This window comes from Rugamonas sp. DEMB1 (assembly GCF_029834475.1).
Lineage (GTDB): Bacteria > Pseudomonadota > Gammaproteobacteria > Burkholderiales > Burkholderiaceae_D > Rugamonas > Rugamonas rubra.
Genome location: NZ_CP122407.1, coordinates 1,037,709 through 1,053,358, shown reverse-complemented (window position 1 = coordinate 1,053,358; position 15,650 = coordinate 1,037,709). Strand labels below are relative to the sequence as shown.

The 15,650-nt window shown below is 67.8% G+C and carries 12 protein-coding genes; 4 read left to right on the top strand and 8 right to left on the bottom strand.

The genetic code is table 11. From position 1 onward, the window contains the following. A complete protein-coding gene (locus tag QC826_RS04770; RefSeq protein ID WP_279764638.1) occupies nt 1–912 on the top strand; it encodes a LysR family transcriptional regulator in 912 nt (303 codons plus the stop codon). A gap of 137 nt (nt 913–1,049) precedes the next feature. Here the strand turns inward: QC826_RS04770 and QC826_RS04765 are convergent, their stop codons facing one another. From QC826_RS04765 to QC826_RS04755, 3 genes are all read right to left on the bottom strand, one after another. Next, nucleotides 1,050–2,498 (bottom strand): efflux transporter outer membrane subunit, encoded by a 1,449-nt coding sequence (locus tag QC826_RS04765; protein WP_279764637.1) that lies wholly within the window; start codon nt 2,496–2,498, stop codon nt 1,050–1,052. A gap of 74 nt (nt 2,499–2,572) precedes the next feature. Then, the gene (locus QC826_RS04760; RefSeq protein WP_279764636.1) at nt 2,573–4,186 is read right to left on the bottom strand and encodes a DHA2 family efflux MFS transporter permease subunit; all 1,614 of its coding nucleotides are present in this window, start codon (nt 4,184–4,186) and stop codon (nt 2,573–2,575) included. 11 nt (nt 4,187–4,197) lie between these two features. Beyond that, on the bottom strand, nt 4,198–5,394 hold the full coding sequence (locus QC826_RS04755) for an HlyD family secretion protein (protein WP_279764635.1): 1,197 nt from the start codon (nt 5,392–5,394) through the stop codon (nt 4,198–4,200). Between the two features lie 128 nt (nt 5,395–5,522). Here QC826_RS04755 and QC826_RS04750 point away from each other — a divergent pair, with 128 nt between their 5' ends. From QC826_RS04750 to QC826_RS04740, 3 genes are all read left to right on the top strand, one after another. After that, on the top strand, nt 5,523–6,251 hold the full coding sequence (locus QC826_RS04750) for a TetR/AcrR family transcriptional regulator (RefSeq protein WP_279764634.1): 729 nt from the start codon (nt 5,523–5,525) through the stop codon (nt 6,249–6,251). A gap of 50 nt (nt 6,252–6,301) precedes the next feature. Beyond that, nucleotides 6,302–6,484, top strand: coding sequence for a hypothetical protein (locus tag QC826_RS04745; RefSeq protein WP_279764633.1), 183 nt, complete (start codon nt 6,302–6,304; stop codon nt 6,482–6,484). Nucleotides 6,485–6,744: 260 nt separating this feature from the next. Continuing rightward, the gene (locus QC826_RS04740; RefSeq protein WP_279764632.1) at nt 6,745–9,051 is read left to right on the top strand and encodes a DUF6351 family protein; all 2,307 of its coding nucleotides are present in this window, start codon (nt 6,745–6,747) and stop codon (nt 9,049–9,051) included. Between the two features lie 39 nt (nt 9,052–9,090). Here the strand turns inward: QC826_RS04740 and QC826_RS04735 are convergent, their stop codons facing one another. The 5 genes from QC826_RS04735 to QC826_RS04715 form a co-directional block, all read right to left on the bottom strand. Further along, entirely contained in the window at nt 9,091–10,623 is a 1,533-nt protein-coding gene (locus QC826_RS04735) for a PepSY domain-containing protein (protein ID WP_279764631.1), read from the bottom strand. 13 nt (nt 10,624–10,636) lie between these two features. After that, a complete protein-coding gene (locus QC826_RS04730) occupies nt 10,637–12,862 on the bottom strand; it encodes a TonB-dependent receptor (protein WP_279764630.1) in 2,226 nt (741 codons plus the stop codon). A gap of 134 nt (nt 12,863–12,996) precedes the next feature. Next, nucleotides 12,997–13,383, bottom strand: coding sequence for a DUF2946 domain-containing protein (locus tag QC826_RS04725; protein WP_279764629.1), 387 nt, complete (start codon nt 13,381–13,383; stop codon nt 12,997–12,999). A gap of 94 nt (nt 13,384–13,477) precedes the next feature. Then, nucleotides 13,478–14,206: a retron system putative HNH endonuclease gene (locus tag QC826_RS04720; RefSeq protein ID WP_279764628.1), complete on the bottom strand. Its 729-nt coding sequence runs from the start codon at nt 14,204–14,206 to the stop codon at nt 13,478–13,480. After that, the gene (locus QC826_RS04715) at nt 14,203–15,564 is read right to left on the bottom strand and encodes an AAA family ATPase (RefSeq protein ID WP_279764627.1); all 1,362 of its coding nucleotides are present in this window, start codon (nt 15,562–15,564) and stop codon (nt 14,203–14,205) included. Before QC826_RS04715 ends, QC826_RS04720 begins: the two co-directional genes overlap by 4 nt. Between the last annotated feature and the right edge of the window lie 86 nt (nt 15,565–15,650).

Below are 15,650 nucleotides of genomic sequence, written 5' to 3'. Positions count from 1 at the left end.
ATGGACAAGCTACGCAGCATGGAAGTCTTCGTCGCCGTGGTCGACGCCGGCAGCTTCACCGGCGCGGCGAGCGCCCGCGCCATCTCGCCCGTCATGGTGGGCAAGCACATCGCGCAGCTGGAGGAGCGCCTGGGCGCGCGCCTGCTGACGCGCACCACGCGACGCCAGAGCCTGACCGAGATCGGCCAGCAGTACGCCGAGCAGTGCCGCGCCATCCTGGCGCAGATCGCCGCCGCCGAGAGCGGCGCCGAGGCGATGCGCGCCACCCCGCGCGGCCGCCTGAAGATCACCGCGCCGGTTTCCTTCGGCAGCGAGTGGCTGGGGCCGGCCATGACCGATTACCTGGCGCTGCACCCGGAGGTGAGCCTGGATTTGAACTTGAACGACCGCACGGTCGATCTGGTCGACGAGGGCTACGACGCGGCGATCCGCATCGGCAGGCTGGAGGACTCGAGCATGGTGGCGCGCGCCCTGTTCCCGTATGCGATGGTGATCTGCGCTTCGCCGGACTATCTGGCGCGGCGCGGCCGACCACGGCGGCCGAGCGAACTGGCCGAGCACGAATGCCTCGACTTCACGCCGTGGCAGCACAGCCTGCGCTGGCGCCTGGACGGCAGCGACGGCGCGCAGATGATCCCGCCGGGCCGCTTCCGCTCCAACAACGGCCAGGCGCTGCGCATGGCGGCGCTGTGCGGTTTTGGGATTGTGATGCAGGCGGAGGTGCTGCTGGCGCAGGATATCGCGGCGGGCCGGCTGCTGCCGATACTGGAGGAGTATTTGCCGGCGCCCAAGCCGATGCATCTGGTGTATCCGCGCGACCGCCAGGCGACGCCCAAGCTGACCACCTTCATCGACTTCATGCTGGAACGCTTCGGGCCAGCGGCACGTTTGCCGCTGGCCTCTTCCGCGTAGGGAGCGGGCGGCGAACGCCGCCCGAAGAGGGTTGGTGCCCGGCGGAGCAGCTTCAGCAGCTCCAGGGTCAGACCCTAGCGCCAAGGCGGGGAGTCTGACCCTGCTTGTGGCGCCGCCGGCGCGCTACTTGCTGCTTCTTACTGCGCCTTGGCGGCGCCCTGCGTGGCCGACGCCAGCGCCGGCGAGGCCTGCCAGCCGGCGCCGATCGAGCGCGCCACGGCCACCGCGGCCAGCAGGCGCTGGGTGTTGATCTGCGCGGCGGCGCGGTCGGCCGACAGCGCGCTGCGCTGGGCGTCGGTGACGTCGAGGTAGCTCGACACGCCGCGCTCGTAGCGCGCCCGCGCCACCAGGTAGGCGCGCGCCGAGGCCACCTGCGAGGCCGCCTGGGCCTGGCCCTGGCGCTGGCGCTGTTCAACGTCGGACAGCGCGTCCTCCACCTCGCGCAGCGCGGTCAGCAGCTTGCCCTCGTGGTTGGCCACGGCCTCCTCGTAGCGCGCCTTGGCCACGGCCAGGTTGGCGCGGTTGCGGCCGCCGTCGAAGATCGGCAGCGACAACGCCAGCGGGCCAATGCTGAACTGGCGCGAGCCGCCCTTGGCCAGCTCGCGCAGGTTCTCCGAGGCGAAGCCGAAATTGCTGGTCAGGCTGAGCGTGGGGTAGAACGCGCCCTCGGCAACGCCGATCTGCGCGTTGGCGGCGCGCAGGCCGGCCACGCTGCCGGCCAGGTCGGGACGCTGGGCCAGCAGGCTGGCCGGCAGGCCGACCGGAATGGCCGGCGGCGGCGGCAAGGCGCTGCCGGCCGCAGCCGGCAGTTGCAGCGTGGACGGCGAGGCACCCACCAGGGTCGCCAGGCTGTGTTCGAGCAGCTTGCGCTGGCGTTGGATCTCGTGCAGATCGGCTTGGGCGTTGGCGCTCTCGATGCGGGCGCGCGACACGTCCAACTCGTTCGACAGGCCGGCGTCGAAGCGCGCCGTGACCAGCTGCTCGGTCTCGTGGCGGGTGTCCAGCGCGCCGCGCAGGATGGCCAGCTCGGCGTCCATGCCGCGCAACTGCCAGTAGGTGCTGGCCACCTGCGAGGACAACAGCAGCAGCACGCCGTCGCGGTCGGCCTCGGCCGCCAGCGCCTGGGCGTCGGAGGCCTCGACCATGCGGCGCACGCGGCCCAGCAGGTCCAGCTCGTAGGACATCGAGGCGCCCACCGCGTACTGGTTGCCCTCGATGGAACGGTTGCCCAGCGCCAGCCCCTGCGAGGTGTTGGCCGAGGTGCGCGAATTGGCCACCGAGGTGCTGACGTTGGCCTGCACGCCCTGGTCGGCGCGGGTCACGCCCGCCTGCGCCCGCGCCTGCAGCAGCCGCTGCGCGGCCGCCTTGACGCCGGGGTTGTCGCGCAGCGCGCTCTGCTCCAGCCGGTTCAGCGAGTCGTCGCCGAACACCGTCCACCATTGCGCCGGCAGGCGGGCCGATTCGGCCGACGCTGCGGCGGCCTGGTGGCGGAAGCCGGTCTCGGCGCCCGCCTGCGGCGCGGCGAAGTCGGAACCGACGGTGGCGCAGCCGCCCACTGCCAGCGCGACGGCTGCGGCCAGTGTCATGCGTTTAAAACCTGTCAACATGGTGTTTACCTCAGAATATTGTATAAATCGTTTTCGCTTGGTGTGGTTCGCGCCTAATGCGCGCCGCCGCCACCACCGCTGGAAGGAGCTTTCACCTTGTCCGAGAACCACAGGACGAAGATGCAGCCGAACAGCACCGCCGCCGTCAGGAAGAAGCCGTCGTTGTAGGCCATCACATAGGCCTCGCGGCGGACGATGCCGTCGACCGCCTTGAGCGCCATGTCGGCGGCGCTGGTGGCGTCGAAGCCCCTGCCCACGAAGGACTGGGTCAGCGCGTCGAGCCGCTCCTGGGTGGCGCCGGCGAAGCCGGTGACCGCCTCGCCCAGGCGCTGCGAGTGGAAGTGCTCGCGGGTGCTCTGCGCGGTGGCCAGCAGGGCGATGCCGATCGAGCCGCCCAGGTTGCGCGTCATGTTGATCAGGCTCGAGGCCGACGGCATGTCCTTCGGCGTGATGCCGTTCATGGCGAAGTTCGACAGCGTCAGCATGACGAAGGGCTGGCCGATGGCGCGCACCACCTGCGACAGCAGCAGCTGGTCGTAGCCGGTGCTGGCGTCCATGTAGGCGTTCATCAGGCAGGAGCCGCCGAACAGCAGCAGGCCGAAGGTGCACAGGATGCGGTTGTCGACCTTGGACGAGAGCTTGGCCACGAAGGGCATGATGAACAGCTGCGGCAGGCCGGCCCACATGATGACCTCGCCGATCTGCATCGGCGAGTAGCCGGCGATCTGGCCCAGGTACAGCGGCAGCAGGAAGGAGGAGCCGTACAGGCCCATGCCCATCGCCGCCGACAGCGCGGTGGCGGCGAGGAAGTTGCGCTGGCCGTACAGGCCCAGGTTGACGAAGGGCTGGCTGCGCGTGGTGCTGGTGACGGTCCAACCGAGCAGGCCGATGACGGCCAGCGCGGCGAAGGTGATGATGAACAGCGAGTCGAACCAGTCCTTCGAATTGCCCTCCTCGAGGAACACGGTCAGGCTGCCCAGGCCGACGGCCATGAAGGCGATGCCCAGCCAGTCGGCCTTGAACAGCTGGTCGAGCTGGACCTTTTCGCGGTCCAGGCCGTAGGCGATGCCGCCGATCAGCAGCAGACCCGGCACCCAGTTGATGTAGAAGATCGACGGCCAGCCATACAGCTCGCTCAGGTAGCCGCCGAAGGTCGGCCCCATCGACGGCGCCAGCGTGGCGGTCAGGCCGAAGATGGCCATGCCGGTGGCGCGCTTGGACGGCGGCAGCTTGGCCATCACCAGGGTCATCGCCATCGGGATCAGCGCGCCGCCGGTGAAGCCCTGCATCATGCGGAAGGCGATCATGCTCGGCAGGTTCCAGGCGAAGCCGCACAGGGTCGAGAACAGCAGGAACAGGGCGGTGGTGCCGATCATGTAGCCGCGCATGGTGAACACGCGGGTCAGCAGCGCCGTCATCGGGATGACGACGATCTCGGCCACCAGGTAGGCGGTGGCGATCCAGGAGCCCTCCTCCTGCGTCGCCGAGAGCGAGCCGAGGATGTCCTTCAGCGAGGAGTTGGTGATCTGGATGTCGAGCACCGCCATGAAGGCGCCCAACATGCCGGCGGCGACCGCCAGCCAGGTGCGCATCGAGACATGCTCGCCCACCATCGGCGGGCCGAGCGGCTTGGCGCCGGGCGGCAGGGTCTGCGTGGTGCTGGTCATCGCAGCTTCCCTTAGTGTGCCGTGGCTGCCGCGGGTGCCGCCGCCGTCGCGGCCGCTTTAGCGTGTTCGGTTTGGTTCACTTCCACTTCGGCCAGCGCCGACATGCCCGGCACCAGGCGGCCGTTCATGGCCTTGATGTCCTCGGGCTTGAAGACGATCTTGACCGGCACGCGCTGGACGATCTTGGTGAAGTTGCCGGTGGCGTTGTCGGCCGGCAGCAGGGCGAACTGGGCGCCGGAGGCCGGCGCGAAGCTGTCGACGGTGCCGACCAGGGTCTTGCCCGGCATGGCGTCGATCTTCACGCTGACGTGCTGGCCCGGCTGCAGCTCGGCCAGCTGGGTTTCCTTGAAGTTGGCGGTCAGCCAAACGTTCTGCTGCACGATGGCGGTCAGCGACTGGCCCGGCTGGACGCGCTGGCCCACCTCGATCGAACGCTTGCCGATGCGGCCGGTGACCGGCGCGACGATGCGGTTGTAGCCGAGCTGCTGCTGGGCGTCCTTGAGCTGCACGCGCAGCACGTTGACCTGGGCCTTGAACACCTCGCGCGAGGCGCCGGCCGAGGCGATCTGCGCCTTGGCGGCGCCGGCGTTGTCGCGCTTGGCGGCCAGGTCGGCCATGGCGCTGGAGCGGCCGGCGTTGGCGGCGTCCAGTTCGGCCTTGGAAACGGCCTTCATCTGGCTGTTGTACAACTGGCCGTAGCGCTCGGCGTCCTGCTTGGCGCGCAGCAGCTGGGCCTCCGACTGCGCCACCTGGGCGCCGGCGGCGCTGGCCTGCGCCTGCACCTGGGCGATCTGCGCCTCGGCCTGCACCACCTGCTGCTCGGCGCTGGCGATCTGCGCCTGGATCTGCTCGACCTTGACCTGCTGGTCGACCGGGTCCAGCTCGGCGATGACGTCGCCCTGCTTGACCAGCTGGTTGTCCTCGATCAGCACGCGGGTGACCACGCCGGCCACGCGCGACGACACCGGATGGACGTGGCCGGAAATATAGGCGTTCTCCGTCTCGACGAAGTAATGGCTGCGGTACCACATGCGGCCGCCGGCCAGCAGGGCGGCCACGGCGATGACGCCGGCCACCACCAGCACGCGGCGGTTCGGCGCGGCGGCGGCCGGCGCGTTGGCGGCCGGCGTGCCGGCCTGAATCGATGCGGACGCCGGGTGTACGGCGCTGAGCACTTGTTGTTCTGCTTGGTTGTGCTGGGTGGACATGCGGCGCTCCAGAAATGAAATGGGATAGGTTCATTATTCGCCAAAAATTGCGCCACGTCAAGAAATGAAACGATTGCATTTCATTTTGAACTGGACTACATTATCGCCATCCACTACCATTGCACCCGATGAACACAACCGCCCCCTCAAAACCAGCCGACCAGACGGCCGAGCACGCCTCCGGCGCCCTCTCCGAGCTGGTCGCCAACGACCTGGAACTGGCCTGCTGCGGCAAGGTCGCCGGCCGCCCGCGCGCCGCCGACAAGGAGGCCCGGCTGGAGAGCCTGCTGCACACGGCCGCCTGCCTGTTCCTGGAAAAGGGCTACGGCAAGGTCAGCCTGGAGATGATCGCCCGCGAGGCCCACGTCGCCGTGCGCACCATCTACGTCAAGTTCGGCGGCAAGGCCGGCCTGCTCAACGCCGTCATCGCCAAGGGCCGGGCGCGCTACTTCTCCGGCATGAGCAGCATGGAGACCGACACCCGGCCGATCGAGGAGATCCTGATGGACTTCTCGATCCGCTTCGTCGACCTGGTCTCGGTGCCCTCCTTCGTCAGCCTGCACCGCATGGTCATCGCCGAGGCCAAGAGCACGCCCGAGCTGGCCACCACCTTCAACCAGGCCGGCCCGGTGCAGACGCGCGAACTGCTGTCGCGCCTGTTCTCCCGGCCCGACATCAAGGCCCAACTGCGCAGCGAATTGCCGCCGGAGATGCTGGCCGTGCACCTGATCAACTGCATCCTCGGCGACCAGCTGACCCGCCTGCTGTTCCCGCCCGAGCAGCAGCCGACGACGGAGGAAAAGTTGCGCCGCGTCAAAGACGGGCTGGATTTGTTCTTCAACGGCGTTCTGCGCTGAGAAACAATGTAATTTATGCCATACTAGTCCTTTAACAAAAAGGAGGCCGTATGAGCACCATCAACCGTCTCGAATGGAGCAGGCAAGTCGCCCTGCTCAACGAAACCATCAAGACCTTCCAGGCCGACCCCAGCCCCGACCAGCTGGCGGCGGCGATCCGCCAGATGCAATCCTACGCCGAGGCGGCCCGCCTGGGCGGCATCGAGATCCCGCAGCGCTTCACCGTCAACTAGCGCAGCCGCAAGCGGGGGCCGCAAGCGGGGGCCGCAAGCGGGCGCCGCAAGCGGGGGCCGCCGGCCGCGCGACACACAGCGCCGGGGGAAAAGTCACATTCCGTTAGATAGTTTCCACAGAAATATTGCTTTAGACAAAATCATTGCCTAAAGTAATATTTAATATGTCAATATTGTTGCTTGCGTTGATGGACGCCTATTTCCCTTGAGGAAACGGGCGGCCCGGCGCGAGCACATTCCGACTATCCAATGGAAACCACATGTCCGACAAAAACCTCAGGAAATATGCCGTCGCCGCCGTCGCCGGCGCCACGCTGATCGCCGGTTGCGGCAACAATCCCAACGACCATGGCGACAACAAGGCCGCCCCCACCATCACCCTGCTGTCGTCCAAGGCGGAGTACGTCACCGGCGGCGACGCCCTGGTCGAGATCGGCCTGCCCGAGATCGTCGGCGGCGCCACGCCAACCCTGCACGTGCTGCTCAACGGCGCCGAGGTCGGCGACGCCTTCCGCCCCGACCCGGCCAAGCCGCGCCACCTGGTCGGCCTGGTGGCCAACATGAAAGTCGGCGCCAACACCCTGAGCAGCAGCTACGGCGGCGACAGCGCCACCGTCCAACTGAGCAACTACCCGCTGAGCGGGCCGGTGCTGTCCGGCCCGCAGACCACGCCCTACAACTGCCAGACGCAGGACTTCGCGCTGCCCGACGGCAGCAAGCTGGGCGCGGCGACGGACGCCGCCTGCTCGGCGCCGACCAAGGTGCACTACCTGTACCGCTCGACGGCGGGCGGCGCGCTCAAGCCGCTGCCGGCCGGCGCCGCCCTGCCGGCCGACGTCGCCACCACCACCACCAGCGCCGGCGCCAACGTGCCCTTCGTGGTGCGGGTCGAAACCGGCACCATGAACCGCGGCGTCTACCAGAACGCCATCCTGTTCAACCCGGCCAAGGACGCCGCGCCGACGCCGCTGGCGCCGCCGGCCGGCTGGAACAGGCGGCTGATCGCCGTGCACGGCAGCGGCTGCTCGTCCGGCTGGTACGTGCAGGGCGCGGCGATGGGCGTCAGCCCCTACACCGGCACCTACCTGACCCGTCTTGGCGAGGGTTACGCCGTGTTCACCAACACCCTGAACCATCCGACCAACAGCTGCAACGCCACCGTCGCCGGCGAGACCACCATGATGGGCAAGGAGCGCTTCATCGAGACCTTCGGCGTGCCGGCCTTCACCGTCAGCGTCGGCAGCTCGGGCGGCGCCTACACCAGCGAACAGGTGGCCGACGCTTTCCCCGGCCTGTTCGACGGCGTCTTCATCGACGCCACCTTCCCCGACGCGCTGGCCATCGCCCTGTCCTCGATGGACGACAAGCTGCTCAACCACTATTACACCTCCAGCCAGTCCGGCCTGGTCGGCGAGGCGCAGATGGTCGGCGTGTCCGGCCACAAGTCGGCCCGTGCCTGGTACGACATGGCGGTGCAGTCGGGCCGCACCGACCCGGTCTCGGGCCGGGTCGAGACCATCCCCACCGCCGGCTCCTTCGGCGGCCCCTACCTGGCCGGCGCCTTCAACGCCGCCGTGCCGGCGGCGCAGCGCTGGGACGCGCTGACCAACCCGCGCGGCGCCCGCGCCACCGTGTTCGACATCAACCGCAACGTCTACGGCGTCGACGCCAAGGGCTACGCCCTGCGCCCCTTCGACAACGTCGGCGTGCAGTACGGCCTGGCCCAACTCAACGACGGCAGCATCACGCCCGACCAGTTCCTCGACCTGAACGAGAAGATCGGCGGCTACGACGGCGACGGCAACTACACCACCGCCCGCACCGTCGGCGACGCCGGCGCCATCAAGCGCGCCTACCAGTCCGGCCTGCAGCTGGGCGGTGGCGGCGGCCTGGCGGCGATCCCCGTGTTCGACCTGTCCTACATCTACGACGAGGACAACTTCTTCCACTACCAGTGGTTCCACTTCGCCGTGCGCGAGCGCCTGCTCAAGGCCAACGGCGACAGCAAGAACCATGTGATGTGGCGCGGCGGGATCAGCTTCGCCGACCTGTTCGGCCAGAGCACGCCGGGCATGGCCGAACGCGCCGCCGTCAACGCCAAGGCGCAGGCCGACGGCTGGGCCGCCTTCATCAAATGGGTGGCCGCCTACAAGGCCGACAAGGGCGCCGGCACGCAGCGCGACAAGATGATCGCGCAAAAACCGGCCGAGGCGGTCGACGGCTGCTTCAGCAACTCGAGCAACCCGCAGTTCATCGCACAGACGCAAACGTTGGGCAGCGGCGGCGCGGCCGGCAGCTGCAACGCGTTGTGGCCGTCGTGGAGCTTCGCCCGCGCCCAGGCCGGCGGCCCGCTCGCGGCGGACAAGCTGAAGTGCGAGCTGAAGCCGGTCGCCGCCGCCGACTACAAGGTGGCCTTCGACGCCGCCCGCCTGGCGCGCCTGAACGCCATCTTCCCCAACGGCGTGTGCGACTGGAGCAAGCCGGGCGTCAACCAGACGGCCGTGCTGCCGTACGCCTCGTTCGGGCCGTCGCCGGTCAACCCGGTGTTCGACGCCAGCAAGCCCTAGGGTGGCGGCGGCCGGCGCGCTGTCGCCGGCCGCCCGTCCTCAGGCGCGCGCCCGCGCGGCGCGCGGACGCAGGCGGCGCCAGGCCAGCACGATGCCGCTGACGCTGACCAGCAGACCGCCGGCGTTGATCGCCACCATCCACAAGTCCCACCAGGGGCGCCGCTCGATCAGCGGCGCCCAGTCCCAGCTGTGCAGCAGGCCGAACAACCAGCGTTTGGCGCGCTGCCTGCCGTCGACCTGTTTGACCACGGCGCCAGTGGCCGGGTCCAGGTACAACCAGCTGTCATAGGGATCGTCGAACTTCAGGCGCAGCACCGGCAGGTGGCGCGGACCGCCCGTCATGGTGTGCGCCTCGCGGCTGTAGTAGTAGCTGTCGTACTGCCGCAGCACGTCGGCCGCGACGATGCGGTGCGGCGCCAGCAGCGTGCTGCCCAGCTGGCGCAGCCGCGCCATGTCGAACGCGGCGAAGGGCGGCGCCGTGTTGACATCGACATCGGCCCGCGCGCCGGCGGCCAACAGCCGCGTGCCGCCCTGCCCGTCCAAGGCCAGGTAGTAGCCGGCGCCGTCCACCACGCGCCATTCCAGTTCGCGCGTGGCGAAGCCGCCGGCGGCCAGACGGCGCAAGGCCTCGCCGGCCGGCAGCGCGAACTGGGCGGCGCCCAAGCGGCCCGCCTGGGCCGCCTTCGGCGCGCCCGAGTCGAACACCTTGAACGGATTCATCGACAGCAGGCCGCTGAGGATGAAACCCAGCGCCAGGGTGCCGAACACCAGCCCCAGCACGTGGTGCCAGCGCATCCACGGCTCGCGGTAGGGCGAGTGCGAGCCGCTGCGGAAGGTGCCGGAAAAGCGCCAGCGCCACACCCCCACCAGCATGCCCAGCAGCGCCAGCACGGTGGCCGCCAGCGCGGTGTAGGTGACGATGCCGTTCCACAGCGGATCGGTGGCGCCGCCACGGAACGGGTACAGCCAATGTATCCAGCTGCCCACCCAGTTCCAGTCGCGCTCCACCGCGCTGGCGTCGCGCACCACCTCGCCGGTGCGCGCCGAAACGTACAGCCGCGTCCCCGCCTCGTCGTCCATCTGCACGCGGTGCAGCGGGCGCAAGCCGTCCAGCGCCTTCGACAGGGTGTAGGGTCCGTCGGCGACCAGGTCCTGGTAGCTCGTCGCGACGCCCGGCATGAAGGCGCGCGCCGCCGCCAACGCCGCCGCCGGCGTGGCGCCGTCGACGCGGCCGCCCTCGGCGCCGTCCAGCGCCACCAGCTCGGTCCGGCCGCCGCCCTTGCCGTGGCCGGCGCCGTTGGCGTAGCCGAGCAGCGCGCGCGGCTGCCCCGCCACCGTGGTCAGGCGCAGCGCGGTCGGCGCCTCGCTGCGGCCGGCGCTGTCCAGCCAGCGCTGCAACGAGGCGCAGCAGGCGGCGCCGTCCAGCTCGGGCAGCGCGGCCAGCCGCTCGGCCTGGGTCAGTTTCGGATAGCCGACGTACATCATCACCACGCCGGAGAAGAACCACATCGCCATGAACAGGCACAAGGCGATGCCCAGCCAGCGGTGCAGCAGATAGATTTGACGCTTCATGCGCACACCTCCATCAGTACCAGGACTGCAGCGTCAGGTCCAGCGAACGGGGCGCGCCCAGATAGAAGCTGCTGGCGCCGACGTTGGCCGCGTAGATCTTGTCGGTGAGGTTCTTGACGCGGACGGTGAGCTGGGTGTTGCGCCGCAGCTGGTAGCTCAGGCTGGCGCCGAACAGGGTGTAGCCGGCGTCGCCGACGCTGTTGGCCGTGTTGCCGTAGCGGCGCGACACGCGCCGCGCGTCCAGGCCCAGTTGCAGCGCCGCGCTGGGCTTCCAGCTCAGCCACAGGTTCGACACCCAGGTTGGAATGTTGGCCGGCGTCTTGCCGGCGCGCGACACGGCCACGCCGCCGACGCTCTCGACGAAGGCGTCGTACTGCGCGTCGGTGTAGGCCAGGTTGCCCTGCACCTGCCAGCTCGGGCTCAGCTTGAACGAGGTGGCCGCCTCGACGCCGCGCGACGATTGCTGGCCGACCGGCAGCGTGGCGCCGGGATGGTCCGGGTCGGCGATGGCCAGGTTCTTGCGCTCGATGCGGTAGGCCGCCAGCGTGGCGCTGCCGCGCCCGTCGAGGTAGTCGAATTTGCTGCCCAGCTCGAACTGGCGGCCGGTGGTCAGTTCGGAGTCGCGCGCCTGGCTGTACGAAACCGAGCTGAGGATGCCGGCCGGCGGATCGGCCGCCGTGCTGTACTGGACGTAGACGTTGGCGTGCGGCGTCAGATCGTACATCAAGCCGAGGCGGCCCGTGGTCGGCCGGTAGTCATGTTCGAAATACGCCGGGTTGCTGGCGCTGGCGGCCTTGTGGTTGCGCAGCGCGATGTCGATGCGGTCGTGCCGCAGCGCCGTCACCAGCGCCAGGTCGGGTCGCAGGCGCAGGCGGTTCTCCAGGAACAGCGCCAGCGTGTTGACCTGGTTGGTGCGGTCCGGTGTGAAGCCCGGCGTCATGCCGGGCACGTCGAAGAAGCGCTCGGTGCTGAACCACAGCGGATCGACGCTGCCGAACGGGCCGGACACCGACAGCGGGAAGCGCGTCTGCGTGTTGCGGCTGTAGTCCAGGCCGGCCGACCAGTCGGCCGCCATGCCGCCCAGCGCGCCCTTGTGCGCCCACTCGATGCGCTCGCCGCGCAGCTGCTGGTCGTGGCGCTGCAACAGGGCGCCCGAGCGCAGCACCGCCGTGTTGGCGGCGTTGAAGGCGTAGGTCTCGACGTTGCGGTAGTCGCGCAGCGCGTCGTAGTGGTAGACGGTGTTCTTCAGCGTGGTGTTGGGCGACAGGCGGTATTCAAGCAGGGAGCGGGCCCAGCGCACCGTTTGTTCGTACACGCCGTCGGCCGAGTTGTAGTTCTTGAAGCGGGTCGCCGGGTCGATGCCGGCGTCGCCGACGGCCGGCTTGAGCAGCGGCGTGCCCCAGTAGGGCCGGTCGACATGCTCGTGCTGGTATTCCAGCGCCAGCGTGTGGCTCAGGCTGGGGCCGAAGTCGCTCAACAGCGAGGCGGCCGCGTTCAGCGCGTCGCGCCGCTGGCCGTCGACATAGCCGTCGCTGTGGCTGCGGTTGACGTCCAAGCGCACGGCGTGGCGCGCGCCGGCGGCCTCGCCCAGGCGCCGGTTCAGGCCCAGCGCCAGGTCGGCGTTGGCGAAGGAGCCGTAGCGGACGCGCCATTCGAACAGGTCGGCGTCGCGCTGCGCCAGCTTGCTCACATAGTTGATCGAGCCGCCGACGGCGCCGGCGCCGAACAGGTAGGTCGACGGCCCGCCGATCACCTCGACCCGCTCGATGATCCAGCTGTCGATGGGGCGCGCGGCGATGGCGTCGTACTGCGGCGTGATGCCGTTGAACAGCTGGCTCAGGCTGGACGCGCCGAAGCCGCGGTAGTAGACCGTGCCGGCCGAGCCGGGCGGCGCGGCGGCGGTCACGCCGGGCACGCTCGACAGCACCTCCTGGGTGTTGTCGGCGCCGCGCAACTCGATGGTGGCGCGGTCGACGACGGCCACCGAGGCCGGCGTCTCGCGCGCGGTCAGGCCCAGACGCGAGCCGGTGCCGTTGGCCTGGTCGAGCGCCAGGGCGTCGCGGCTGGCGTTGACGGTGACGGTGGCCAGGGTCGGCTCGACGGCGGCGGGCGACGCGGCCAGGGCCTGCGCGCACAGCACGGCGGCGGCGCTGGCGAAGACGGTCTTGCGGATGGTTTTACCGACGCTGTTGTTGATGTTTTTGTTGACGTTCTTGTTGATGTTTTTGTTGGTGTTCATGCTGGGTTACCTCGAAACTAGACAATGCTCTGCCGGCGTCGGCGTGGACCGACGTGGCAAGAAGGCGCGCGAGCGCGCATACGCCACCGGCCGCTGCGTGGCTGCGGCGTCGATGGTCGGAATGGCGAAACGGTCTAGTGGAGGCGCGGCGGGCCGCGCGGATGCGCGACCGACCACCAGCGCAGCGTGCGCGGGGCGTCGAGGAAGAGTTGCGGATAGCGCGCCGGCTGCGTCTGCGGCAGGGCCAGCGTGTGGGAGGCTTGTGGCGTCGGCAGCAGCGCCGCGTGCAGCGCGCAGAACGGACAATGCTCCAGCTGGGGCTGGGCCGGCGCGGCCGGCCGCTGCTGGGCCAGGTCGGCGGCGGCCACCAGGCGGCTGCCCTGCGCCGAACAAATCTGCATCCACTGCTGCGCGTCCGGCCGCGCCAGCAGGCGCGCCAGCGTCGGTGCCGCCGCGAAGCCAAGGATGGCGGCGAGCGCGAGCCAGGACAACAGGCGGCGAAGGAAGTGGGAGCGCAACATGGCGGCGATTCTACCCAGCGGCCGGCGGCAACGTCAATACGCCGTATGGCTAGGTGGGTCGAGGACTAAGGCGAATCGAAGACCTTCGACGGGCTCATACGAGCTCCGGCGCTTTCTGCCGCAACGTCTGCTCGGCAATCGGACCGAAAAACTGGCGTGTCAGACTAAAAAATCGACTCAGTCGTCTATTCACCGGCACAAGATCTATGGCGGCCAAATCATTCAGGCTCCAGCCTTTCTCTTCGTGTTCCTGGAAGAGTTCGTCAAGCTCATCCCACCATTGGCGTCGCCGAGTGACCAAGTATGGACTGTTGAGATTGAGTATATCGACAGTGTATTGCGCCCGGTCCCGCTCTAGCGCATCCAAGTCCTTGGCCGGCAGAACGCGACCATCGGACACGTAGGCAAAAAAACGATAGCAGTCCTTACTATGGCAAGAAACAAATCGTGCCATGTCACAGGCCTTTTGTTTTCCGGGTGCGTGCCCACCAAAGACTTCATGGCCCTGCGCCTTAAAAACTTGAAGATCGTTGGCGCTTTCGAGGGCACTAGCAGCGAGATTGCCATATTCAAAGGTCCGCTGCGGAGTCTGGTTCTTGTTCTCGACATGCTCGATATGATAACCAAGCCCCTCTTGATCTGCGCGTAGTTCGCTGTAACAACACAGGTGATATTGTTCCTCCAGCAGCGCGTCCATCAAGGCCTGTTTATTGCTGCCAAAGCTGCGCCAGCGGCTCGTCGCCTCATCCGCTGTCTGAGGCGGACGAGCATGCGATTGGTTCAGGTTGTAGCCACCCTTACCCTGTTTGACAATGGCTCTCACCCCTTCAACACCTCTTGCCGATGAATGCTGCGCTTCAATCGCTGCAATTGAGGGTGCTGCTCGCCCAACACGGTGTTTAGATTTTGCATGAGCTGAACCGCCTCGGAACTCTGATATGCCCCCTGGTCAACCCACTCGGTCAGGCGCAGCAGGTCTGCCTTTTCCTTCACCGGCGGCTGCGGGTCAACCAACATCACGCTTTGAAGCACATCGCCGCTGGGTTCGCCATACGTCATCGCCATAGGCGGAGCAGCGATGACCTTGCCCTCGGCATCCGGCCCGACAACGCGAATTTGTTCTCGCTTGACGGTGCTCAGCACCTGGGGGCTGTGGGTCGTGACGATGAATTGCGTGTTGGGGAAGGTTCGCATCAAGTCCGGCAGCACCTGTTGTTGCCAGGACGGGTGCAGATGCAGGTCCACCTCGTCGATCAGCGCAATGGCGGGGAGATTCAAAGCGCTGAGGTTCTGCATCCCGTCGCGGACAACGCGGCTGTTCGCTTGCGCCATGCGCCTGGCTAGATCCATGACCAAGCCCAACACGACACGATACCCGTCACTCAATTGGTTGACGCGCAAGGTGCGCGTGGCGCCATCGATCCTGCGGTCGATGACAAACCGCAGCGGACGGATCTCGGTGCGGGGATTGCTAAAGCCCGCTGGCAGCATACGCACGATGGCACTACGCACGGCCGTCAACTCGACATGCTGATAATCGAAATCGCGCCGCGATTCCCGCTCGCGGCGCTCGACGTCCTCCATCGCGTTGAACCATTCAAACGCCGCACGAAAACGCGAGTCGGGCTCCAACGCATCCGCCAAGGCATCGAAGCGCGAGAAGTTCTTCTTGAATCCGCGACGACGCTGCACCTCCTCGCGGATGGCGCGATTGGTGCCGTAGTATGCGATGACGGGCAGGAAATAGGCTTGTCCGTCGTTCTCGGCCTGAACCAACTTGAGCGTGAAGTCATCCAACTCCTTCAGGCCGCGGCTCATCAACGCCTCGTGTTCGTCGGATAGAAGCTGCTTGATGGTCGAGGCGGTGACAGCGCCATCGCGCTTGCGCCCGGTCGCCCATACAATTGGAGAACCCTCACGGCTCGACGCCTCCCAAGCGAGCAGCATATAGGGCTCGCGCCGCTCGCCCTCGGCGACACGCAGGTCGGTGTCCTTCACGGCACGGCCGGCTATTCCTGGCAGTTTGGTGAGATAGCGGCCAAAGCCGATGGCAATGGCATCGAGGATCGCCGTTTTGCCGGCGCCGTTTTCCGCGATGATGACCGTCAGCTTGGGATCAAAATCAACCACCAACTCCTCGAAACAACGAAAGTTGCGCAGATGGATACGATTTAGTTTCATAAGAGTTCTTCACGCCGCTTGGTCATTTTGACTATTGTAACTGCTGGTGAACTGCACAACAAAAGCGAAACAGTAAGGCCTACGAC